At 71.4% G+C, this 21,324-nt stretch carries 22 protein-coding genes; 12 read left to right on the top strand and 10 right to left on the bottom strand.

All coding sequences use genetic code 11. The annotated features are described in order from the left end of the window. Positions 1-81: 81 nt before the first annotated feature. Together RM704_RS41680 and RM704_RS41675 are read right to left on the bottom strand one after the other, a co-directional pair. On the bottom strand, positions 82-1,881 hold the full coding sequence (locus tag RM704_RS41680) for an amino acid adenylation domain-containing protein (RefSeq protein ID WP_033527044.1): 1,800 nt from the start codon (positions 1,879-1,881) through the stop codon (positions 82-84). A gap of 178 nt (positions 1,882-2,059) precedes the next feature. Then, the gene (locus RM704_RS41675; RefSeq protein ID WP_078937091.1) at positions 2,060-2,791 is read right to left on the bottom strand and encodes a PH domain-containing protein; all 732 of its coding nucleotides are present in this window, start codon (positions 2,789-2,791) and stop codon (positions 2,060-2,062) included. A 188-nt stretch (positions 2,792-2,979) separates the two neighbouring features. On the opposite strand from RM704_RS41675, the gene deoC reads away from it, so the two are divergent. The 3 genes from deoC to RM704_RS41660 are packed head-to-tail and all read left to right on the top strand — an operon-like array spanning position 2,980 to position 6,255. Continuing rightward, positions 2,980-3,933: a deoxyribose-phosphate aldolase gene (deoC, locus tag RM704_RS41670; protein ID WP_033527074.1), complete on the top strand. Its 954-nt coding sequence runs from the start codon at positions 2,980-2,982 to the stop codon at positions 3,931-3,933. Positions 3,934-3,938: 5 nt separating this feature from the next. Further along, complete coding sequence (locus RM704_RS41665) at positions 3,939-5,375, top strand: aldehyde dehydrogenase family protein (protein WP_033527045.1); 1,437 nt, start codon at positions 3,939-3,941, stop codon at positions 5,373-5,375. Beyond that, positions 5,368-6,255 carry an aldehyde dehydrogenase family protein gene (locus RM704_RS41660; RefSeq protein WP_033527046.1) on the top strand — a complete coding sequence of 296 codons (888 nt, stop codon included), beginning with the start codon at positions 5,368-5,370 and terminating at the stop codon, positions 6,253-6,255. The genes RM704_RS41665 and RM704_RS41660 overlap by 8 nt, the downstream gene beginning before the upstream one ends. 87 nt (positions 6,256-6,342) lie before the next feature. On the opposite strand, the gene RM704_RS41655 is transcribed toward RM704_RS41660, so the two are convergent. Further along, positions 6,343-6,750: a hypothetical protein gene (locus RM704_RS41655; RefSeq protein WP_033527047.1), complete on the bottom strand. Its 408-nt coding sequence runs from the start codon at positions 6,748-6,750 to the stop codon at positions 6,343-6,345. A gap of 147 nt (positions 6,751-6,897) precedes the next feature. On the opposite strand from RM704_RS41655, the gene RM704_RS41650 reads away from it, so the two are divergent. Further along, positions 6,898-7,527, top strand: coding sequence for a uridine kinase family protein (locus tag RM704_RS41650; protein WP_033527048.1), 630 nt, complete (start codon positions 6,898-6,900; stop codon positions 7,525-7,527). Between the two features lie 240 nt (positions 7,528-7,767). Here the strand turns inward: RM704_RS41650 and RM704_RS41645 are convergent, their stop codons facing one another. Next, positions 7,768-8,535, bottom strand: a complete 768-nt coding sequence (locus RM704_RS41645) for a SigE family RNA polymerase sigma factor (protein WP_078937092.1) — start codon at positions 8,533-8,535, stop codon at positions 7,768-7,770. A 265-nt stretch (positions 8,536-8,800) separates the two neighbouring features. Here RM704_RS41645 and afsQ1 point away from each other — a divergent pair, with 265 nt between their 5' ends. The 5 genes from afsQ1 (at position 8,801) to RM704_RS41620 (ending at position 12,781) form a co-directional block, all read left to right on the top strand. Beyond that, the gene (gene afsQ1 / locus RM704_RS41640) at positions 8,801-9,478 is read left to right on the top strand and encodes a two-component system response regulator AfsQ1 (protein ID WP_013001223.1); all 678 of its coding nucleotides are present in this window, start codon (positions 8,801-8,803) and stop codon (positions 9,476-9,478) included. A 47-nt stretch (positions 9,479-9,525) separates the two neighbouring features. Further along, the gene (locus tag RM704_RS41635) at positions 9,526-11,064 is read left to right on the top strand and encodes an ATP-binding protein (RefSeq protein WP_033527049.1); all 1,539 of its coding nucleotides are present in this window, start codon (positions 9,526-9,528) and stop codon (positions 11,062-11,064) included. A 50-nt stretch (positions 11,065-11,114) separates the two neighbouring features. Continuing rightward, positions 11,115-11,753, top strand: a complete 639-nt coding sequence (locus tag RM704_RS41630) for a hypothetical protein (protein WP_078937093.1) — start codon at positions 11,115-11,117, stop codon at positions 11,751-11,753. A gap of 148 nt (positions 11,754-11,901) precedes the next feature. Beyond that, positions 11,902-12,456 carry a VanZ family protein gene (locus RM704_RS41625; RefSeq protein ID WP_033527050.1) on the top strand — a complete coding sequence of 185 codons (555 nt, stop codon included), beginning with the start codon at positions 11,902-11,904 and terminating at the stop codon, positions 12,454-12,456. A 124-nt stretch (positions 12,457-12,580) separates the two neighbouring features. Further along, complete coding sequence (locus RM704_RS41620) at positions 12,581-12,781, top strand: PspC domain-containing protein (RefSeq protein WP_033527051.1); 201 nt, start codon at positions 12,581-12,583, stop codon at positions 12,779-12,781. Positions 12,782-12,842: 61 nt separating this feature from the next. On the opposite strand, the gene RM704_RS41615 is transcribed toward RM704_RS41620, so the two are convergent. Together RM704_RS41615 and RM704_RS41610 are read right to left on the bottom strand one after the other, a co-directional pair. Then, positions 12,843-13,214 carry a hypothetical protein gene (locus tag RM704_RS41615; protein ID WP_033527052.1) on the bottom strand — a complete coding sequence of 124 codons (372 nt, stop codon included), beginning with the start codon at positions 13,212-13,214 and terminating at the stop codon, positions 12,843-12,845. A gap of 133 nt (positions 13,215-13,347) precedes the next feature. Next, positions 13,348-14,511: an adenosine deaminase gene (locus RM704_RS41610; protein WP_033527053.1), complete on the bottom strand. Its 1,164-nt coding sequence runs from the start codon at positions 14,509-14,511 to the stop codon at positions 13,348-13,350. A gap of 113 nt (positions 14,512-14,624) precedes the next feature. Between RM704_RS41610 and RM704_RS41605 the strand changes: the two genes are divergently transcribed. Next, a complete protein-coding gene (locus RM704_RS41605) occupies positions 14,625-15,395 on the top strand; it encodes a prolyl oligopeptidase family serine peptidase (protein WP_033527054.1) in 771 nt (256 codons plus the stop codon). A gap of 83 nt (positions 15,396-15,478) precedes the next feature. Here RM704_RS41605 and RM704_RS41600 read toward each other — a convergent pair whose 3' ends face one another. Beyond that, positions 15,479-16,450: a LysR family transcriptional regulator gene (locus RM704_RS41600; protein WP_438828987.1), complete on the bottom strand. Its 972-nt coding sequence runs from the start codon at positions 16,448-16,450 to the stop codon at positions 15,479-15,481. A 63-nt stretch (positions 16,451-16,513) separates the two neighbouring features. Between RM704_RS41600 and RM704_RS41595 the strand changes: the two genes are divergently transcribed. Together RM704_RS41595 and RM704_RS41590 are read left to right on the top strand one after the other, a co-directional pair. Continuing rightward, on the top strand, positions 16,514-17,809 hold the full coding sequence (locus tag RM704_RS41595; protein WP_033527056.1) for an MFS transporter: 1,296 nt from the start codon (positions 16,514-16,516) through the stop codon (positions 17,807-17,809). Between the two features lie 163 nt (positions 17,810-17,972). Continuing rightward, positions 17,973-18,977: a sigma-70 family RNA polymerase sigma factor gene (locus RM704_RS41590; protein WP_033527057.1), complete on the top strand. Its 1,005-nt coding sequence runs from the start codon at positions 17,973-17,975 to the stop codon at positions 18,975-18,977. On the opposite strand, the gene RM704_RS41585 is transcribed toward RM704_RS41590, so the two are convergent. The 3 genes from RM704_RS41585 to RM704_RS41575 form a co-directional block, all read right to left on the bottom strand. Continuing rightward, entirely contained in the window at positions 18,870-19,256 is a 387-nt protein-coding gene (locus RM704_RS41585; protein WP_078937095.1) for an STAS domain-containing protein, read from the bottom strand. The two genes, RM704_RS41590 and RM704_RS41585, sit on opposite strands and share 108 nt — an antisense overlap. 42 nt (positions 19,257-19,298) lie before the next feature. After that, on the bottom strand, positions 19,299-19,883 hold the full coding sequence (locus RM704_RS41580) for a Uma2 family endonuclease (RefSeq protein WP_033527058.1): 585 nt from the start codon (positions 19,881-19,883) through the stop codon (positions 19,299-19,301). Between the two features lie 96 nt (positions 19,884-19,979). Next, positions 19,980-21,272, bottom strand: a complete 1,293-nt coding sequence (locus RM704_RS41575) for a thymidine phosphorylase (protein WP_033527059.1) — start codon at positions 21,270-21,272, stop codon at positions 19,980-19,982. Positions 21,273-21,324: the final 52 nt, after the last annotated feature.

Here is a 21,324-nt window from a genome sequence, read left to right as displayed (position 1 = left end):
CTCCCCACGCGCACGGGGGCCCGGCCGGATCACCGGCCGGGCCCCCGCCACATCCAGGCCGGCACGAGCCGGGGCACAGCCCTACGGCACCAGGACCAACACCGCCACCCACACCACGGCGAGCACCACACTCAGCGGCCACAGGGGCAGCCTCCGGCCCCGGTACTCCCCTACGGGCCGCAGCGAGGGATCCCGCCACATGGCGGTGATCTCGGCGGCGGTCCTCTCGTAGGGGTGCACGAGCCGCAGCTTCCGCTCCAGCCAGCGCCAGCGCTCCGCGCGGACGCTCCAGAGCGGGAACGACGCCCGGCGGCTGTCGACCGTCAGCACGGCACCGGCGCACCGGACGGTCGTGAGGTCGTCCCACTCGACGTGCCGGGGCCGGCCCCAGCCGCTGAGCCACAGCCCCGAACGGTCGGCCGTGATCCGCCAGGTGAGCATCTGGGGCAGCGTCAGGACGCCGAAGACACCGACGACAGCACCGAGGACGTACTGCTTCAGCCCGTTCGGGTACAGCCCGACGGCGGCGATCGCGACGATCAGGAACAGGGCGGCGGCCCAGTCCGGCCAGCCCGCCCGCCAGCGCCGTACGGACACCGGCTCGTCGCCCAGCCGCGCCCGGCTCTCCGTGACGGCCGTGGCCCGCAGTTCCTCGTGGACCGTGTGCCGCTTCGCCCTGGCCCGCTGCCCGGCGGCTCGGTGCCGTGCGGTCCGGTCGGACAGGGGCCGCACCGGACCGCTGGACGACTCGACGACCAGTTCCGCGGGCGCACCGCCCTCGGCGGCCTCCGTGCCTGCCCGCTCCGTCGGCTTCCGCGGGTCCACCGGTTCCGCGGTCCCCTGCGCTGCCTCCGGCGCCTCCGCCGCGCTGACGAGCACGATCTCGGCGCCGTCGTGGGGCAGGCCGTACAGGACGGCCTCGCGCAGGGGACCGGGCTGGTCGTCGTCATCGTCGACGCTCTCGACGGCGTCGAGGAGCGCGTCGCGCTCGTCCCGGCCGTCCCGCTCCTCTGCCTCCTCGTCCTCGTCGTCCTCGTCGTCCTCTTCGGCGTCGCCGTACCACTCCTCGGTGGCGACGGTGAACAACGGCCGCAGCGCGTCCACGTCGTCGGCGGCGAAGACCTCGGCGTCCCCGTCGGCACCGTCGCGGACGAGCACCCGCAGCACCGGCACGGGAGCGCCCCGCAGCGCGGCGGACCGGCGGCGTCCCAGCACCCCGGAGAGCGACGAGGTGAGTCCCCAGCCGACCACGAACCAGCCGACGAGCGTGACCTCGTGCCGGTCGGTGGCGACGTCCCAGCCGGAGACGGCGGAGAGCGCCCCCGCTCCGACCAGGGTCAGCACGCACCCGAACCCCATGAGGAACCGGCCGCGCCGCAGCGGCCCGACCTCGTCCGGCACCGTGGCGGTGGCCCCCTCGGTGGCCACCAGGGCCCACTGCCGCTGCAGCCGGCGCTTGCCCAGCCGGATCTCGGCCATGGCCCAGGTCAAGGTCGCGGCGAGGAGCCCCACCAGGGTCGGTACGTCGTGCGAGCCCCCGAACCAGGCCAGCAGGAGCAGCAGAAGCGGCGCCGAGAACCGTACGACCTCGGGCCTGACCAGGGTCCACACCAGCTGCAGCGGGACCAGTGCGGCGAGGGCGGCGGGCAGCTCCACGAAGTTCGCCAGCCAGAAGCCGACGATCAGGCCGCCCGGGACCACGGCGAGCAGGTGCAGGGGCCGCGTCCGCGCCGGCACCCACAGGGGCGGCCGGGTCCGCGCCCAGACGTCCGTCCTCTCCCCGCTCCAGGCGACGCAGCCCTCGGGCACGGCGGACGCGGGCAGCGGACGCGGCGGTGGGAGGACCCTGGGCGGGGACTGGGACTCAAGCTCGGTACTCATCGTTCTGTGGACACTCCGGCCGCCGTCGTGGTTGCGCCGCGCGGTCCGACACGATCCGAGCGGACCAGGCTGTGAAGGCGGGACACACGAGCAGCGCCACCTTAGAACAGACGTCCGGAGTTCCTCCGCCGAACCGGCACCCGGAGCCCTATGTCACACTCACCGCGCCGGACCGAGGTCACCCCACGGCGATCAGGACCGCCAGCAGCACGGCCCCGGCCGCCGCCGGCGCCACGATCTCCCAGGCCCACCGCACACTCGGCTCGCCCTGCGACCCGGCCGCCTTCGCCCGCGCCTCGCACAGGTCCCGCAGATCGGCCATGACCTGATCGGTCTCCGCCCGCACGGTCCGCGCGGCCTGCGCGGAACCACCGCCCCCCTTGGCCGCCCGATGGGCCTCCCGGGCCTGCTGGCGATGGGCCTTCTTGCGCCCCCGCAGCGAGACGGGAATCGCCCAGAGCTGGTACTTGGCGCCGCTCTCGTCGATCACCTCGTTGGTGTAACCGGACCGCAGCGAGACCACGCTCGCCCAGGGCAGCTCGATCACCCGGAACGGGTTCCGCACCCGCAGCCGGTCGTCGTTGGCGAACACCGCCGGCCGAACCGAGAACGCGACCACGACCGGCACGGCCACCAGCAACGAGGCCAGCGCCAGCCAGGGCGTGCGCCCCTCCCCCGACACCACCGCGTCCCCGCCGAGCCAGGCGAACAGCCCGAGCAGCGACACCCCGCCGACCAGCCCGGCGGGCGACCGGTACACCCGGTCCTTGTACACGGGCTTGTCGGGCTTCGACGCGGGGGCCGCGGCCACCGGAGCCTGCCCGGCCTTCGGGTTCTCCGAAGCCGCCACAGCCTCCGCACGCTTCCGAACCGGTTCCGACTCGGGTGACGATTGATCCGAGGTGCTCATACGTCCGATTCTGCCCGACGCCCCGCCCGCCCCGACGCCGGGCCGACCACGAGCGGGAGTCCGCGCGGACGCGCGCGGGCCCGAGCACACCGCCGAGGAGGGCCGTGAACGAACGCCCGCGGAACCCGCTGCTTCCGATCCGAGGGCTGTACACCCGCTACGCGCGTAGATATGCTCGTCTGGTGACCATGTCCACAGCTGCACCCCACGCTCTCGCCGACGTCACCGCGTCCGACAGCACGCTGCGCCGCTTCCTCCACGGGCTGCCCGGCGTCGACCCGGTCGGCCTGGAGGCGCGCGCCGCCTCGCTCGGCACCCGTTCCATCAAGACGACCGCCAAGGCGTACGCCATCGACCTGGCCATCTCCATGGTCGACCTGACGACCCTGGAAGGCGCGGACACCCCCGGCAAGGTCCGGTCCCTCGGCGCCAAGGCGGTCCTCCCCGACCCGACCGACCGCACCACGCCCGCCACGGCCGCGGTCTGCGTCTACCCCGACATGGTGCCGGCCGCCAAGGCCGCCGTCGCCGGCTCCACCGTCAAGGTCGCCTCCGTGGCCACCGCCTTCCCGGCCGGCCGCGCCGCGCTCGCCGTGAAGCTGGCGGACGTCCGCGAGGCCGTCTCCGCCGGCGCCGACGAGATCGACATGGTCATCGACCGCGGCGCGTTCCTGGCGGGCGACTACCTCAAGGTCCACGAGGAGATCACCGCGGTGAAGGAGGCCTGCGGAGCGTCGGCCCGCCTGAAGGTCATCTTCGAGACGGGCGAACTCTCGACCTACGACAACATCCGCCGGGCCAGCTGGCTCGGCATGCTCGCGGGCGCGGACTTCATCAAGACCTCCACCGGCAAGGTCGCGGTGAACGCCACCCCCGCCAACACCCTCCTCATGCTGGAGGCCGTCCGCGACTTCCGCGCCCAGACCGGTGTCCAGATCGGTGTGAAGCCCGCCGGCGGCATCCGCACCACCAAGGACGCGATCAAGTTCCTGGTCCTGGTCAACGAGACCGTCGGCGAGGACTGGCTGGACAACCACTGGTTCCGCTTCGGCGCGTCCTCGCTCCTCAACGACCTGCTGATGCAGCGCCAGAAGCTGGCCACCGGCCGCTACTCCGGCCCCGACTACGTGACGGTGGACTGATCCCCATGGCTTCCGCATTCGAATACGCACCGGCCCCCGAGTCCCGGGCGATCGTCGACATCGCCCCCTCCTACGGCCTGTTCATCGACGGCGAGTTCACCGAGGCCGCCGACGGCAAGGTCTTCAAGACGGTCAGCCCCGCCTCCGAGGAGGTTCTCTCCGAGGTCGCCCAGGCGGGCGAGGCGGACGTGGACCGCGCCGTACAGGCCGCCCGCAGGGCGTTCGAGAAGTGGTCGGCCCTGCCCGGCACGGAGCGCGCGAAGTACCTCTTCCGCATCGCCCGCATCGTCCAGGAACGCTCCCGCGAGCTCGCCGTCCTCGAGACCCTCGACAACGGCAAGCCGATCAAGGAGACCCGCGACGCCGACCTCCCCCTGGTCGCCGCGCACTTCTTCTACTACGCGGGCTGGGCCGACAAGCTCGACCACGCCGGCTACGGCGCGAACCCCCGGCCCCTCGGCGTGGCGGGCCAGGTCATCCCCTGGAACTTCCCGCTCCTGATGCTGGCGTGGAAGATCGCCCCGGCCCTGGCGACGGGCAACACGGTGGTCCTCAAGCCCGCCGAGACGACTCCCCTCTCTGCCCTCTTCTTCGCGGACGTCTGCCGCCAGGCCGGCCTCCCGAAGGGCGTCGTGAACATCCTCCCCGGATACGGCGACGCGGGCGCGGCCCTGGTCGCGCACCCAGACGTGAACAAGGTCGCGTTCACGGGCTCCACGGCGGTCGGCAAGCAGATCGCGAAGACGGTCGCCGGCACCCGCAAGAAGCTGACCCTGGAGCTGGGCGGCAAGGGCGCGAACATCGTCTTCGACGACGCCCCCATCGACCAGGCCGTCGAGGGCATCGTGAACGGCATCTTCTTCAACCAGGGCCAGGTCTGCTGCGCGGGCTCCCGGCTCCTGGTCCAGGAGTCGATCCAGGACGAGCTGCTCGACTCCCTGAAGCGCCGTCTGTCGACGCTCCGCCTCGGCGACCCGCTGGACAAGAACACGGACATCGGCGCGATCAACTCCGAGGAGCAGCTCACCCGGATCACCTCGCTCGTCGAGCGCGGCGAGTCGGAGGGCGCCGAACGCTGGTCCCCGGCCTGCGAACTGCCCACCTCCGGCTACTGGTTCGCCCCGACGCTCTTCACGAACGTCACGCAGGCGCACACCATCGCCCGTGACGAGATCTTCGGCCCGGTCCTCTCCGTCCTCACCTTCCGCACCCCGGACGAGGCGGTCGCCAAGGCCAACAACACCCAGTACGGCCTCTCGGCGGGCATCTGGACCGAGAAGGGCTCCCGGATCCTGGCCGTCGCGAACAAGCTGCGCGCGGGCGTCGTCTGGTCCAACACGTTCAACAAGTTCGACCCGACGTCGCCGTTCGGCGGCTACAAGGAGTCGGGCTTCGGCCGCGAGGGCGGTCGTCACGGCCTGGAGGCGTACCTCGATGTCTGACCGCTTGACTGTCTTCAAGACCTACAAGCTGTACGTCGGCGGGAAGTTCCCGCGTTCCGAGAGCGGCCGGGTGTACGAGGTGACGGACTCGAAGGACAAGTGGCTGGCCAACGCGCCGCTCTCCTCCCGCAAGGACGCCCGTGACGCGGTCGTCGCGGCCCGCAAGGCGTTCGGGGCCTGGTCCGGCGCGACGGCGTACAACCGCGGCCAGGTCCTCTACCGCGTCGCCGAGATGCTGGAGGGCCGCAGGAGCCAGTTCGTGCACGAGGTGGCCGATGCCGAGGGCCTGTCGAAGTCGAAGGCTGCCGCCCAGGTGGAGGCCACGATCGACCGCTGGGTCTGGTACGCGGGCTGGACCGACAAGATCGCCCAGGTGGTCGGCGGCGGAAACCCGGTCGCGGGGCCGTACTTCAACCTCTCCTCCCCCGAACCGACCGGCGTGGTCGCGGTCCTGGCCCCCCAGGAGTCGTCGTTCCTGGGCCTGGTCTCGGTGCTGGCCCCCGTGATCGCGACCGGCAACACCGCGGTCGTGGTGGCGAGCGAGAAGTCCCCTCTCCCGGCCCTCTCCCTCGGCGAGGTCCTGGCCACCTCCGACGTCCCCGGCGGCGTGGTCAACGTCCTCTCGGGCCGTACGTCGGAGATCGCGACGCCCCTGGCCGCCCACCAGGACGTCAACGCGATCGACCTGGCCGGCGCCGACGACGTCCTGGCGAAGGAGCTGGAGATCGCCGCGGCCGACAACCTCAAGCGCGTCCTGCGTCCACAGCCTGTGGACGACTGGTCGGCCACGCCCGGCATCGACCGCATGACGGCGTTCCTGGAGACGAAGACGGTCTGGCACCCGACGGGGTCGCTGGGCGCGTCGGGTTCGGCGTACTGAGACGAGCGCCGGGGAACCGCCCCCCGCCGGGACGGCGCGCACCGTCCGCGGCCGGTGGGGCGGTCCCCCTCGCCTCTCACGGGGCGGTCATCGCAACCCGCTCACCAGCTGACCCACCAGCGGAATGCTCCCGATCGACGGCGCCTGCGCCAGCGGGCCGGTCAGAGCCGTCGACTGCAGCGGCTTGAAGTCGGCGAGCTGGGTGCCCACCCCGTTGTCGAGGGGATCGACGCCCGTCCCGGCCAGCGGGTTGGGCTTGAGCCCCGCGACCGGGCCGGTGACATAACCGATCGTGCCGGTCAGGGCCTGCAGGCCCGCCTGCGGGTCGATCTTCCCCAGCGAGGTGGGCCGGGTGCGCAGTACGTCGACGACCGGGGCCGCGTCGTCCGCCGCGGCGGCCGTACCCGCGCCCGCGCCGAGCGCGACCCCGGCTGTGGCGGCGGCCAGCAACGCGCGTCGGGCGGTGGAGTTCAGGGGAGCCGAGTGTCGAGCCATCAGCGTTGTCACCTTCTCTGTTCTACGACCACTTCCCGCTCCGGAAAGTAATCATGGCAACACGTAAGGTAGTTGAGGTGTGATGTGCGCTCCAAGGGCGACCCGCCGTCTCGGCGGGAGCCGCGTGATGCCTCACACTGGACTCTCGTGAGTTCGCATCCCCCGATACCGACCCGAGTCGTCCTGCTGTCCGGTCCGTCCGGCTCGGGCAAGTCTCTCCTCGCCGCCCGCTCCGGCCTGCCCGTGCTGCGGCTCGACGACTTCTACAAGGAGGGCGACGACCCGACGCTGCCGCAGGTGCAGGGCAGCACGGACATCGACTGGGACCACCCGCTGTCGTGGGACGCGGACACCGCCGTCGCGGCGATCGAGGAACTGTGCCGCACGGCCCGGACGACCGTCCCGACGTACGACATCTCCCTCAGCGCCCGGACCGGCGCGGAGGCCCTGCACATCGGGCGGTCGCCCGTGTTCATCGCCGAAGGGATCTTCGCCGCCGAGATCGTCGGGCGCTGCCGCGAACTCGGCCTGCTGGCGGACGCGCTGTGCCTGACCCGTGGTCCGGTGAAGACCTTCCGCCGCCGCTTCCTGCGCGACCTCAGGGAGGGCCGCAAGTCGGTGCCGTTCCTGCTGCGCCGCGGCTGGCGGTTGATGCGGCTGGAGCGTTCGATCGTGGCTCGCCAGACGCAGTTGGGCGCCCACCCGTGCGACCGCGACGAGGCTCTGGGCCGTCTGGCGGCGGCCGCCGCGGGCCGGGTCGCGAAGGCGCCGGCCTGAGCCCGCACCTGCACACGGACCCGGCCCCGGCGTCGGACCCGGCGTCGGACCCGACGGTGGACGTGAGGCGGACATGAAAACGGGACTGGACGGACCCCCCGGCCCTCCAGTCCCGCTTCCCCCGTGCCCCCCACTCGTCACACCGGCGCTCCCCCGCGCCACCGTGACGTTCCCCGTTCCCCCGTGCTCCCCCGTACTCCCCCCGCTTTTCCCCCGTTACTTACCCCCCCCCACAGACCCTCAGGCGACAAGCTCCCCGAAGGACTCCTCCTCGTCACGGCCGAAGCTGAGGACCTCGTCCTCACGCAGCCGGCGGAGGGACCGCCAGATGCTGGACTTCACCGTGCCGACACTGATGTCGAGGATCTCCGCGATCTCCGGGTCGGTACGGCCCTCGTAGTAACGGAGGACCAGCATCGTCCGCTGGAGTTCGGGCAGCCGGGCGAGCGCCTGCCACAGGACGGCGCGCAGTTCGGTGCCGCGCATCGCGTCCGTGTCGCCGGCGGTCTCCGGCAGTTCCTCGGTCGGGTACTCGTTCAGCTTGCGGCGGCGCCACGCGCTGATGTGCAGATTGGTCATGGTGCGGCGGAGGTAGCCCCCGACCGCGGCCTTGTCACTGATCCGGTCCCACGCCCGGTAGGTCGAGAACAGCGCGCTCTGCAGCAGGTCCTCGGCCTCGAAGCGGTCTCCGGTCAGGTGGTAGGCGGTTGCGTACAGGGAGGCACGACGCTCCTGGACGTAGGCGGTGAACTCCGCCTCCGACACAGACCGGCGTTCCCCCGTGCCCTCCCCGTACGCGGTCCCCGTTCCCCCGTGGGCGACCCCCGTCGCCCCCGTGGTGCTTCCCCCCACATGCGCGTCAACCACCGACATGTACGTGGTGTGTTGACGCCCGGTGCCGCGAGCGCACCCCCGCCCGCTCACGGCACCGGACTTCTCCGCGTTCCGGACGACGTCGTGGAGCCGCGTGACAACTGCGCTAGTGCTGGTGCTGTGCAGCGTGTTCATCTCGCGCCCCCCGTCGTGGAGTTCCGGTCTTCGGCTTGCTTTCTTGCCTGTGCCGAGAAGATTGCCGGTTCACCTTCATGGCTCTGTCCGCCGACTGTCACAGACCTGTCACAGGGGTCGGACCCATGGGCGCGGCCCAGACGGGGCACAGGTCGCTCACAGAGAAGAGTCGTACGACTACGCGAACGGCACGATCGTGTGCGGGTGTCGGGTGGGAGCGCTCCAACGGTCGATTCGGCGCCATGCCATGGGCCAGAATGAGCCCGTGCCTTCCCTGTTGCTGATCGAGGACGACGACGCCATCCGCACGGCCCTGGAGCTCTCACTGACGCGCCAGGGGCACCGTGTCGCCACCGCCGCCACCGGCGAGGATGGTCTCAAGCTGCTGCGCGAACAGCGGCCGGATCTGATCGTTTTGGACGTGATGCTGCCCGGCATCGACGGCTTCGAGGTGTGCCGGCGGATCCGGCGCACCGACCAGCTGCCGATCATCCTGCTCACCGCGCGCAGCGACGACATCGACGTCGTGGTGGGCCTGGAGTCGGGTGCGGACGACTACGTGGTCAAGCCCGTGCAGGGCCGGGTGCTGGACGCCCGGATCCGCGCCGTGCTGCGACGCGGTGAGCGCGAGGCCAACGACGCGGCGACCTTCGGCTCCCTCGTGATCGACCGCGCGGCGATGACCGTGACGAAGAACGGCGAGGACCTCCAGCTGACCCCCACCGAGCTGCGGCTGCTCCTGGAGCTGAGCCGCCGCCCGGGACAGGCCCTGTCCCGGCAGCAGTTGCTGCGTCTGGTGTGGGAGCACGACTACCTGGGCGACTCCCGCCTGGTGGACGCGTGTGTGCAGCGGCTGCGCGCCAAGGTCGAGGACGTACCGTCGTCGCCGACCCTGATCCGTACCGTGCGCGGCGTGGGCTACCGGTTGGACACGCCTCAGTGACGAAGGCCCGAGGGGGGATCCGCGGCTGGGCCGCGGCTCGCAGGAAAGTGCAGTCCCGGATCCGTTTCACCAGTCTGCGGCTGCGTCTGGTGGTCGTCTTCGGCCTGGTGGCGCTCACGGCCGCCGTGTCGGCGTCCGGTATCGCCTACTGGCTCAACCGCGAGGCCGTGCAGACGCGTGCGCAGGACGCCGCGCTCAACGACTTCGAGCGCGAGATGCAGAGCCATGTGAGCACCCTGCGCCCGAATCCGACGCAGGACCAACTGCGCGTCGCGGCGCGGAAGATGGCGGACGGCGGCGAGCGCTCCAGCGTGCTGCTGATCGCCGAGGGCGCCGACGGCGGGACCGTCTCCGGATCCTCGACCGACAACGCGCTCACCGGCTTCTCGCTGGAGGACGTGCCCGCGTCCCTGCAGAAGGCCGTCAACAAGCGGCAGAAGCTCACCTCGGGCAACAAGCACGCGTACCACGTGTACTGGCAGCGGGTCATCGACGGCGACACCCCGTATCTGGTGGGCGGCGCGAAGATGATCGGCGGCGGCCCGACCGGCTATATGCGCAAGTCCCTCGCGGAGGAGGCGAAGGACCTCAACTCCCTCGCCTGGTCGCTCGGCATCGCCACGGGCCTGTCGCTGATCGGCTCGGCGCTGCTCGCGCAGGCCGCCGCGACGACCGTGCTGAAGCCGGTGCAGCGCCTCGGTGTGGCCGCCCGGCGTCTCGGCGAGGGCAAGCTCGACACCCGGCTGCGCGTCTCCGGCACGGACGAACTGGCCGACCTCTCCCGCACGTTCAACCTCGCGGCGGAGTCCCTGGAGAAGAAGGTCGACGACATGAGCGCCCGGGAGGAGGCGTCCCGCCGCTTCGTCGCCGACATGTCCCACGAGCTCCGGACGCCGCTGACGGCGATCACCGCCGTCACGGAGGTGCTGGAGGAGGAGCTGGACGCCGACACGGGCAGCCTCGACCCCATGATCGAACCGGCGGTGCGGCTCGTCGTCAGCGAGACCCGCCGTCTCAACGACCTGGTCGAGAACCTGATGGAGGTCACCCGCTTCGACGCGGGGACGGCCCGGCTCGTCCTCGACGACGTGGACATCGCCGACCAGATCACCGCCTGCATCGACGCCCGCGCCTGGCTGGACGCGGTGGAACTGGACGCCGAGCGCGGCATCATCACCAACCTGGACCCGCGCCGCCTGGACGTGATCCTGGCGAACCTGATCGGCAACGCGCTCAAGCACGGCGGCTCCCCGGTGCGCGTCTCGGTGCGCACGGAGGGCGAGAACCTGCTGATCGAGGTGCAGGACCACGGCCCCGGCATCCCCGAGGACGTCCTCCCGCACGTCTTCGACCGCTTCTACAAGGCGAGCGCCTCCCGCCCGCGCTCCGAGGGCAGTGGCCTCGGCCTGTCCATCGCCCTGGAGAACGCCCACATCCACGGCGGCGAGATCACCGCCGCCAACTCCCCCAAGGGCGGCGCGATCTTCACCCTCCGCCTGCCCCGCGACGCGTCCTCCCTGCTCGCGGAGGAAGGGGACGCCGAGGGCGACGGCGGCACGCAGGGCACCGAGGGAGACGGGCAGTGACGATACGAAGCACACGAGGACGAGAGGACGCCGCGCCCCAAAGCGTGCGCGTGCCGGACATACGCGTACGGGGCCCACGCGCGCGACGCGTACGGGTCCTGGCCGCGACCGGGGCACTCGCCGGCCTCCTCGCGGGCTGCGGCATCCGCGCCACCCAGGTGCCGACGGACTTCGGTCCGGCACCGTCGATGGTCCCGTGCGAGTTGTCGGCGACGGACCTCGCGACCCAGGCGACCCCCTCCGGTATGCCGGTCGAGGTGTTCCTGCTCTGCTCCGGGGCGCTCGTCAGGGTCAACCGCTCGGTGCAGGTGGCCGAGAGCGCCGACGAGGCCCAGCGGCGCGTCGTCGTCGCGCAGGGCCTGCTGGACGCCCTGGCCGGCGACCCCAGCGACGTGGAGAACGAGGCCGGCTACAGCACCGCCGTCCCTCCCGGCCTCGGCGTGACGGGCCCCGCCCCCGGCGACCCCGAGGACGCCCTGCGTCTGTCCACCGCCCCCGACGCCCTCCCCCGGTACGCCCTGGCCCAGATCGTCTGCACCTTCGCCGACTCGGCGGCCGCCGGCGACAACGGCTCGGTCGTCCTGGGCAGCACCAGCGCCGACTCGCTGAGGCGCTACGAGTGCACCCCGGAGATCCAGTCGGCCCCGGGCAAGGGAAACCCCCCGTCGACGGAGGTCGGGACTTCCTGACCCCGCCCAGCGAGGCACGCCGAGGCCCCTGCCAGGGCAACTGCGACAGGGTCGCCCCGCTCGAAACGGGCTTCTGCGCCCCGGAGGCGAACCGAGCCACAAAAAAGACGGTGCAACCGATCGTGCCGGGGGCCGCGTCTTGGGGGGCGTGCAGCCTCAAGGTACGAACGGCGGTAGCGCCGGGGTCCGTGTCCGCGTGGCGGGGGGTGTCCTCCTCGCCGCGCATCTCGCGGTCGTTGCCTGGATCACGCTGCGCCCGCTGGACGTCACCTGGATGAGTCCCGCGAATCTGCGGCCGTTCGCGGGGATCAGAGCGGATCTGGCGCTCGGGTGGCCGCAGGCGGCCCACCGGATCGGTGAGGGGCTGGCGCTGCTCGCTCCGCTGGGCGTCCTGCTGCCGATGCTGCACGGCAGGATCGCCGGGTCGCCGCTCGCCTCGCTGGCCCGGTCGGTCGCGGCCGGGGCGCTGTTGTCGCTGGCCATCGAGCTGCTGCAGACCGGGGTGCCGGGGCAGGTCGTCGACATCGACTCGATCCTGCTGAACGCGGTCGGTGTGGGCCTGGCCCACCTCGCGGTCGTACCGGCGATCAGGTCGGCGTTGCGGCGGAGGGCCGAGACCCGGGTGCGGACGGCCAGGCAGCGACCTGAGGAGTTGTCTCAGGGTCGGACCCCGACGATTCCCAGGGTCGGGATGGCTCCGTAGAGGGAGGCTTCGTCCGCTTCGTCACCGTAGCGTCGAAGGTGTGGAAAAGAGAGCGGTGGCCGGTTCGAGGCCCCGTCCCACCGTCGGCCCGCGGTCGACGTCCTACGCTGACGAAGGAGCCCCCATGAGCCGCCTTGCCCGCCCCACCGAAGGCCGGATGATCGGCGGAGTGTGTGCCGCGCTGGCACGGCGCTTCGGCACCTCCGCGACCACGATGCGCGTGATCTTCCTGGTGTCGTGTCTGCTTCCGGGCCCGCAGTTCCTGCTGTACATAGCCTTGTGGATCCTGTTCCCCACCGAGGGCAAGGCCCGCGCGGCCTGGTGACACGCACACCGGCGGGGCGCACCCTTCGTGGGTGCGCCCCGTACGGCTGTCACGATGCGCCTCAGGCGGCGGGGCCGCCGCCGAGGGGCAGGCCGTTGACGCCGAGGCCCTTGGCGGGGAGGGTCTTGCCGACGGCGAGACCGCCGAGCAGCCCGGCGACGGGGGCGGTGGGGCCCTCGGCAAGGACGTTGGTGACGGCGGGCTGGGCGGCTTCGAGGCCGGCACCGAGCGCGCTCTGACCCTGGGCGAGGGCGCCGGAGGCGGTCGGCAGCACCTTCGAGACGTTCTCCACGGGCAGTGCCTGGGTGACGGTGCCCAGGGCCTGGGAAGCGTCGGGGGCAGCCGGCGCGGCGTTCGCGGCGCCCGCGCCCGCAGCGGCGATGGCGGCACCGACGACGGCGACACCGAGGGTCTTGGCAGCAGACTGCTTCATGTTGAATGCGTCCTTGGAATGCGTTTGACGGGTGGTGAGCGGTGCCGAAACGTAAACACCAAAGTCCCGCCGGAGGCAAACATCGAAAAGCGGCCGCGTCGCCGTCGGCGTGACCGCTTCCCGAGGCCGCTGTTCAGCCCTGTTCGTCGACAGAACCGCTGGTGGAGGCCGTCTGGCGGAACAGCCATTCGGATTTCAACTCGGCATATCCGGGCTTGATCACGTCATTGATCATGGCCAGTCGTTCATCGAAAGGAATGAATGCTGACTTCATAGCATTGACCGAGAACCACTGCATGTCGTCGAGCGTGTAGCCGAAAGCGTCGACAAGGTGCTCGAATTCGCGGCTCATGCTGGTGTGGGACATCAGCCGGTTGTCGGTGTTCACGGTGGCCCGGAAGTGCAGTCGTCGCAGCAGCCCGATGGGGTGCTCGGCGTACGAACGGGCGGCGCCTGTCTGGAGGTTGGAGCTGGGGCACAGTTCCAGCGGGATGCGCTTGTCGCGGACGTAGGAGGCGAGGCGGCCGAGCTTCACGGAGCCGTCCGCGTGCACCTGGATGTCGTCGATGATGCGGACGCCGTGACCGAGCCGGTCGGCGCCGCACCACTGCAGGGCCTGCCAGATGGAGGGGAGTCCGAAGGCCTCACCGGCGTGGATGGTGAAGTGGTTGTTCTCGCGCTTGAGGTACTCGAAGGCGTCGAGGTGGCGGGTGGGCGGGTAACCGGCCTCGGCACCCGCGATGTCGAAGCCGGCGACGCCCAGGTCGCGGTAGCGGTTGGCGAGTTCGGCGATCTCCAGGGCGCGGGCCGCGTGCCGCATGGCGGTGAGCAGCGCGCCGACGCGGATGCGGTGACCGCCGGCCTTCGCCCGCCGCTCGCCTTCGCGGAAGCCCTCGTTGACGGCCTCGACGACCTGTTCGAGGGTGAGCCCGCCCTCGAGGTGCTGTTCGGGGGCGTAGCGGACCTCGGCGTAGACGACGCCGTCGGCGGCGAGGTCCTCGGCGCACTCGGCGGCGACACGGAAGAGCGCGTCGCGGGTCTGCATGACGGCGACGGTGTGGGAGAAGGTCTCCAGGTACCGCTCCAGCGAGCCGGAGTCGGCGGCCTCGCGGAACCAGGCGCCGAGTCGGTCGGCGTCGGTCTCGGGGAGGTGGGAGTACCCGGTGTCGCGGGCGAGTTCGACGATGGTTCCGGGGCGCAGGCCGCCGTCGAGGTGGTCGTGCAGCAGAACCTTGGGCGCCCGGCGGATCTGGTCCGAGTCCGGGGTGTTACCGGTCGGGTCGGTCTGGTTCGTCATTTTCGCACGATAACGCCTACGCGCGTAGAGCGCCTGTTGGGCGGTCCTGTCGATACCCAACGGTGACCCACAGGACGGGTGGCGTACACCATGTCTTCTGACACTGTTCTGTCATGGCGCAGCAAGCAATGCCGGTACGTACGCCCCGACTTGGGCGGACGATCGGCCCGGAGCCGAGCACGGTCAGCGGGGTCGTCCTCCTGCTCCCGGCCGGCGACGAGGCATCCACCCGCAGACCCTCCCCCGTGATGGCCACGGCATCCGTGCGCTCCCTCGGCCGCCGGCTCGCCCGCGCGGGCCGTACGGAGGGGCTGGCCGCGCATGTCGTGCACTACCGCTACCGGGGCTGGAACGGCTCGGAGGCACGGCTGGCGCGGGACGCCGAATGGGCCGCGGACGAGGTCGTCCGGCGTTACGGGGACGTCCCGGTGTGTCTGGCCGGGCTCCACATGGGGGCGCGGGCCGCGCTGCACGCGGGTGGGCACGAGGCCGTCAACTCCGTGCTGGCCATCGCTCCCTGGTTGCCCGAGGAGGATGTGGCGGCGCCGCCCGAACCGGTGAAACAGCTGGCCGGGCGGCGAGTGCTGATCGTGCACGGGACCAACGACGAGCGGGTGGATCCCGAGTTGTCGTTCCGGTTCGCGGCGCGGGCGAAGAAGACCAACCCCGACATCTGCCGGTTCGAGGTGCACGCGGACCGGCACGGGTTGACGCAGTACCGGGACGAGGTGCACGCGTTGGCCTCGGACTTCGTGATGGGGGTGCTGTTCGGGAGGGCGTTCGCGCGGCCCGTCGAGGATGCGTTGGCCGCTCCGCCGCCGTTGGGACTGCGGATGCCGCTCGCCTCCGGCTTCGGGATCGCTCGCTCCCAGCGGGCTGGTTGAGGGCCGTACAGCGGCCGCCGATCCGGTGGGATCTCTCGCCCGCTTCCCCGCGCCCCTGTCCTCGGGGCCGGCCGCGGCTCGGGTCAGTCGTGGAGGAGGCGGCCTCTTCTGGAGAGCAGGAACTTCTTGAAGGCCGCCACCGGGGGTGTGTCCGGGTGGCCGTCGAGCCAGGCGACGCCGATCTCCCTGGCCGCTCTCGGGGCCGTGACCGTCAGTTCCACCACTCCCGGCCGGGGGACTGCCGGGGGCGGGAGGAGGGCCACGCCGAGTCCCGCCGCCACCAGGCCCCGTAGCGTCTCCGCCTCCTCTCCCTCGAAGGCGATACGGGGTTTGAAGCCGGCCTCCTTGCAGAGGTCGTCGGTGATGCGGCGCATGCCGTAGCCGGGTTCGAGGGTGACGAAGGTTTCGTCGGCGGCCTCGGCGAGGCGGACGCGTTTGCGGGCGGCGAGGCGGTGGTCGGCGGGGACGACGAGGCGGAGCTTCTGTTCGTCGAGGCGGCGGGCCACCAGGTCGGGGGCGTCCGGGACGGGGGAGGTGAGGCAGAGGTCGAGTTCACCGGCACGGAGTCGTTCGAGCATGGCCTCGCCGTAGTTCTGGACCAGGCTGAAGCGGACACGGGGGTGCTCGGCGCGGAAGGCCTGGAGGAGGCCGGGGACGGTCTCGGCGCCCATGGTGTGCAGGAAGCCGAAGGCGACCTTGCCGGTGGCGGGGTCGGCGTCGGCGCGGACCTCGTCGGCGGCGCGTTCGATCTCGGTGAGGGCGCGCTCGACGGAGGCGTGGAAGGTGCGGCCGGCGTGGGTGAGGGAGACCGTGCGCCCCCGGCGGGCGAACAGGTCGACGCCCAGATCCTGCTCCAGCCGGACCATCGCCCGCGACAGCGTCGACTGCGGGACCTGCATCTCCTGTGCGGCACGGGTGACGTGCTCGGTGCGGGCGACCCCGGCGAAGTAGGCGAGGCGGGGGGCCAGGCGCAGCACGATGTCTTCGATGTGCTCGATGTCTTCTGTGTCACCGGACGGTGACAGCCGGGTCTCTGACCTCTGCTGATGCATCACAGGAACGATTATGGGGGTTCCATGCATTGGACGGATGAATGACGCCGTACGTAGTTTCGAGGCATGCCTTCCGCGAGTACCGAGGCGTCCACCAGGGTGGGCGCCGGATCAGCCGTCATCTCCGCCGAGCCCTCGGACCCCGCCGCCCGCACCGTCGATTCCCGTGTGGCCCCGGGCGGGCCCGGCTACCGGCGGATGAGCCTCGCGCTGTTCCTCGCGGGTGTCGCGACCTTCGCTCTCCTGTACTCCACACAGGCGCTGCTGCCGTTGATCTCGGACGGTTTCGGAACGACGGCGAGCGCGGCCAGTTGGACGGTGTCGGCGGCGACGGGCGCGCTGGCGCTGTTCGTGCTGCCGATGAGCGCGCTCTCGGAGCGGTTCGGGCGGCGTACGGTGATGACCGCGTCGCTGGCCGTCGCGGTGACGGTCGGACTGCTGATCCCCTTCGCGCCCTCGCTGGGTGCACTGGTGGTGCTGCGAGCCGTGCAGGGTGCCGCGCTGGCCGGGGTGCCGGCCTCGGCGACCGCCTACCTCGCCGAGGAGGTGCGGCCCGAGGCGCTCATCACCGCGATCGGTCTCTTCGTCGCCGGCAACAGCGTCGGTGGCATGAGCGGTCGGGTCCTCACGGGGTGGATCGCCCAGGAGTGGGGCTGGCGCGTCGCGCTGGGCGTGCTCGGGGTGATCGCGGTCGGGTGCGCGGTGGCCTTCCGGATGCTGCTCCCCGCGCCGAAGCACTTCGTGGCCGGGTCGCTGCGACCCCGGGTGCTGGGCCGTACGGTCCGGGCGCACCTCGCCGATCCGCTGCTGCGTCGGCTGTACGCGATCGGCGCGCTGTTCATGACGGTCTTCGGCGCCGTGTACACGGTGATCGGTTACCGGCTCGCCGACGCGCCCTTCTCCCTGCCGCAGGGGGTCATCGGGTCGATCTTCCTCGTGTATCTGGTGGGTACGGTGTCGGCGTCCACCGCCGGGACGCTGGTGGGGCGGCTGGGACGCCGGGGCACGTTGTACCTGGCGGGCGGCACCACGACCGCCGGTCTGCTGGTCTCGCTCTCCGACTCACTCCCGCTGGTCCTGCTCGGCCTCGTCCTCATCACCGCCGGCTTCTTCGCGGGCCACGCCGCCGCGTCGTCGTCGGTGAGCCACACGGCGAAGGAGGGCCGGGCGCAGGCGTCGGCGCTGTACCAGTCGGCGTACTACGCGGGTTCCAGCGCGGGCAGCACGCTGGGGGCGGTGGCCTTCCACGCCGGCGGCTGGGGCGGCACGGTCGCGCTGGGGCTGCTGGCGGTGCTGGGCGTGGTGGCAATCACCGTGGTGGGATCCCGTGCGGCTCGGCGGACGCCGTTGCCGGTGCGCTGAGCTCCGTCTCGCCGCTCGCCCCGAAAGGCGACGCGGGGCGCTCGCGACCTCTCTGACCTGCCCCTTCTTCTCTTCGCCAGGCCATTGTCAGTGGGCTGCGGTAGCTTCCGAGGTGATGCGCAAGGGTGCGTGCGACGGAGTGAGCCACAGGGGTGGGTTGGCCATGAGTGACGGTACGGCGACGGCGGAACTGGACGTCCGGCTGGAGAAACACCGGGTCGAGCTGACCGGGTACTGCTATCGGATGCTGGGGTCGTCCTTCGAGGCCGAGGACGCCGTTCAGGACACGATGATCAGGGCCTGGCGGAGTTACGAGAGGTTCGAGGGTCGATCCTCTCTGCGCTCGTGGCTCTACCGCATCGCCACGAACGTCTGTCTCGACATGCTGAACGCGGGGAACAAGCGGGCGCGACCCATGGATCTCACCGACTCGACGCCCCTCGCGCAGGCCGCCCTCTCCCCCCGCCCCGACAACACCTGGCTGGAGCCGGTGCCGGACGCCCGGGTGCTGCCGACCACCGACGATCCGGCGGAGGCCGCCGTGGCCAAGGAGTCCGTGCGGCTGGCGTTCGTGGCGGCGCTGCAGAAGCTGCCGTCCAAGCAGCGGGCGGTGCTCATCCTGCGTGAGGTCCTCGCGTGGAAGGCCAGCGAGGTCGCCGAGCTGCTCGACACGTCCGTCGCCTCGGTGAACAGCGCCCTCCAGCGGGCCCGGGCGACCCTCGCCGAGGGCGACGGGAAGATCGCGGCGGCCGATGTCTCCGACCCGCTCGACGACGACCAGCAGAAGCTGCTGGAGCGCTATGTGGCCGCCTTCGAGGGGTACGACATGGCGGCGCTGACGGCCCTGCTGCACGAGGACGCGGTCATGACGATGCCGCCGTTCGACCTGTGGCTGACCGGCACCGGCGACATCACCGGGTTCATGACCACACTCGGCGCGCCCTGCGCCGGATCACACCTCGTACCGGTCGCGGTCAACGGGCTGCCGGGCTTCGCGCAGTACAAGCCGGACCCCGAGAAGGGCGGCTTCAGCGCGTGGGCCGTGCAGGCGCTGGAGATCTCAGAGGGCCGGATCGCCGGATTCCACTGCTTCCTCGACACCGCCCGGTGGTTCCCCCTCTTCGGCCTGCCCCTCCACCTCGAAGGCAAGCCCGACCAGGCCCAGTAGCGCGCGCAGCGCCGGGTCGGGGTCCCGCAGCCGTATCCGGCCCCCGGCCCGGCGGGCGGTGAGCTGCATGCGGGCCAGTACGTCTACGGCGGCCAGGCCCGGTGGGCCGATACCGGCGACATCGCACACCACGATCCCGCCCCCGGTCCCCTCCAGTCGCGCTCGTACCTCGGCACAGAGCCGAGGCGTCTCGTCCCGGGTGACGGGGCCTGGCAGCACGAGTACGGCGGGTGTCGTCGCGTCCACGATCTGTAGACCGCGAGGAGCCGCCGAATTCATCGGCGAGCGTGCCGCCGCGCGGGCGGATGAGCTGTCCTGCCCCTACTTGTCGGGGAAGACGCTGGTGTCGATGGTGACGTCAAAGGGGGCAGGGATCTCGATGGCCTCGCCGAACTTGACGGTGCTCAGTGGCCGGTAGACGCTGCCTTTCGGTTCGCCGTAGAGCGTTGCCGTGGGGCCGTCGGGGCCCCAGCGGTCGACGAGGAGGTACAGCGGGATGCCGGCGGTGGCATAGGCGGCGAGCTTGCTGACCCGGTCGTGGCGGGCGTTGGACCGTGAAGTCACCTCCACGCCGAGTTCAGCAAGGGCGGCCGGGATATGGGTGTCGGTGTCCGTGTCCTCCCACGCCGGGACCACAACGAGGTCAGGCATGAGCATGCCCAAGCGCGAGGGTACGGCGATGGCCAGTGTCTGGAAGATCCCCCAGTCCTCGGGGATCACGGAGTAGAGGCGACGCTGGATTCGTTCCGCGATCACGTTGTGGCGGTACGCGGGAGCAGGTGACACGGTGATGATCCCCTCGATGATCTCCACCTTGCTGCCCTCGGGCCACTCCATCTCCTCCCAGAACCGGACGAGGTCGTCCCAGCTCTGCTCGGGGTCGTGGTCGACAGTGAGTGCCCTCATGGCGGTTCTCCAATCGGTGCGTCACCGACTACAGCATGCCGAACGGGACCGGCGCCGGTCCACCGATCCCGTTCACCCGATCGGGAGAAGCGCAGGTCAGGCGATACGTTCCAGCACCACCGGCGACGCCGTGAACCCGGTGCCCGGCGCCCCGATGTCGTAGGAGCCCTGCACGGCCTGCAGGGCGTATGCGAAGCGCTCCGGGGTGTCCGTGTGCAGGGTGAGGAGGGGCTGGCCCTCGGTCACCGTGTCGCCGGGCTTGGCGTGCAGTTCGACGCCCGCGGCGGCCTGGACCGGGTCCTCCTTGCGGGCGCGTCCGGCGCCGAGGCGCCAGGCGGCGATGCCGATGTCGTAGGCGTCGAGGCGGGTCAGGACGCCGGAGGCGGTCGCCTTCACCACGTGCTGCTCGCGCGAGGTCGGCAGCGGGGCGTCCGGGTCGCCGCCCTGAGCGGCGATCATGCGGCGCCAGGCGTCCATCGCCGAGCCGTCGGCCAGCGCCTTCGCCGGGTCGGCGTCCTTCACTCCGGCCGCGTCGAGCATCTCGCGGGCCAGGGCGAGGGTCAGTTCCACGACGTCCGCCGGGCCGCCGCCCGCCAGGACCTCGACCGACTCGCGGACTTCGAGGGCGTTGCCGGCGGTCAGGCCGAGGGGGGTGGACATGTCCGTCAGGAGGGCGACCGTCTTCACGCCGTGGTCGGTGCCGAGGCCCACCATCGTGGAGGCCAGCTCGCGGGCGTCCTCCAGCGTCTTCATGAAGGCGCCCGTGCCCACCTTCACGTCCAGGACCAGCGAGCCGGTCCCCTCGGCGATCTTCTTGGACATGATGGAGGAGGCGATCAGGGGGATCGCCTCGACCGTGCCGGTGACGTCGCGGAGCGCGTAGAGCTTCTTGTCCGCCGGGGCCAGGCCGTCGCCCGCCGCGCAGATGACCGCGCCGACCTCGTCGAGGACGTGCAGCATCTCCTCGTTGGAGAGGAGGGCGCGCCAGCCGGGGATGGACTCCAGCTTGTCCAGGGTGCCGCCGGTGTGGCCGAGGCCCCGGCCGGAGAGTTGCGGCACCGCGGCGCCGCAGGCCGCCACCAGCGGCGCCAGGGGCAGCGTGATCTTGTCGCCGACGCCGCCCGTGGAGTGCTTGTCGGCGGTGGGACGGGACAGGGACGAGAAGTCCATGCGCTCGCCGGAGGCGATCATCGCGGCCGTCCAGCGGGCGATCTCGCGGCGGTCCATGCCGTTGAGGAGGATCGCCATGTTGAGGGCGGCCATCTGGTAGTCGGCGACCTCGCCGCGGGTGTACGCGTCGATGACCCAGTCGATCTGTTCGTCGCTGAGTTCGCCGCGGTCCCGCTTGGTGCGGATGACGGAGACGGCATCCATGGAGACGGACGTCATGGCGTTCCTTTCGAGGGTTTCCGAAAGCGATCCGGTGCGGCGCCGCGGATCG

It is taken from the genome of Streptomyces gottesmaniae, from assembly GCF_031845845.1.
Taxonomy (GTDB): domain Bacteria; phylum Actinomycetota; class Actinomycetes; order Streptomycetales; family Streptomycetaceae; genus Streptomyces; species Streptomyces akebiae.
Note: the sequence above shows the minus strand (reverse complement) of the source record. Positions and strands in the feature narration are given on the sequence as shown.

Excerpts from the sequence above, each read along its gene's own strand:
- RM704_RS41610 (WP_033527053.1), bottom strand. The coding sequence starts at position 14,511 with ATGACGAACCAGACCGACCCGACCGGTAACACCCCGGACTCGGACCAG.
- RM704_RS41615 (WP_033527052.1), bottom strand. The coding sequence starts at position 13,214 with ATGAAGCAGTCTGCTGCCAAGACCCTCGGTGTCGCCGTCGTCGGTGCC.
- RM704_RS41675 (WP_078937091.1), bottom strand. The coding sequence starts at position 2,791 with ATGAGCACCTCGGATCAATCGTCACCCGAGTCGGAACCGGTTCGGAAG.
- RM704_RS41585 (WP_078937095.1), bottom strand. The coding sequence starts at position 19,256 with ATGAATTCGGCGGCTCCTCGCGGTCTACAGATCGTGGACGCGACGACA.
- RM704_RS41575 (WP_033527059.1), bottom strand. The coding sequence starts at position 21,272 with ATGACGTCCGTCTCCATGGATGCCGTCTCCGTCATCCGCACCAAGCGG.
- RM704_RS41655 (WP_033527047.1), bottom strand. The coding sequence starts at position 6,750 with ATGGCTCGACACTCGGCTCCCCTGAACTCCACCGCCCGACGCGCGTTG.
- RM704_RS41620 (WP_033527051.1), top strand. The coding sequence starts at position 12,581 with ATGAGCCGCCTTGCCCGCCCCACCGAAGGCCGGATGATCGGCGGAGTG.
- RM704_RS41595 (WP_033527056.1), top strand. The coding sequence starts at position 16,514 with ATGCCTTCCGCGAGTACCGAGGCGTCCACCAGGGTGGGCGCCGGATCA.
- deoC (WP_033527074.1), top strand. The coding sequence starts at position 2,980 with ATGTCCACAGCTGCACCCCACGCTCTCGCCGACGTCACCGCGTCCGAC.
- RM704_RS41680 (WP_033527044.1), bottom strand. The coding sequence starts at position 1,881 with ATGAGTACCGAGCTTGAGTCCCAGTCCCCGCCCAGGGTCCTCCCACCG.
- RM704_RS41660 (WP_033527046.1), top strand. The coding sequence starts at position 5,368 with ATGTCTGACCGCTTGACTGTCTTCAAGACCTACAAGCTGTACGTCGGC.
- RM704_RS41580 (WP_033527058.1), bottom strand. The coding sequence starts at position 19,883 with ATGAGGGCACTCACTGTCGACCACGACCCCGAGCAGAGCTGGGACGAC.
- RM704_RS41645 (WP_078937092.1), bottom strand. The coding sequence starts at position 8,535 with ATGAACACGCTGCACAGCACCAGCACTAGCGCAGTTGTCACGCGGCTC.
- RM704_RS41665 (WP_033527045.1), top strand. The coding sequence starts at position 3,939 with ATGGCTTCCGCATTCGAATACGCACCGGCCCCCGAGTCCCGGGCGATC.
- RM704_RS41590 (WP_033527057.1), top strand. The coding sequence starts at position 17,973 with ATGAGTGACGGTACGGCGACGGCGGAACTGGACGTCCGGCTGGAGAAA.
- RM704_RS41605 (WP_033527054.1), top strand. The coding sequence starts at position 14,625 with ATGGCGCAGCAAGCAATGCCGGTACGTACGCCCCGACTTGGGCGGACG.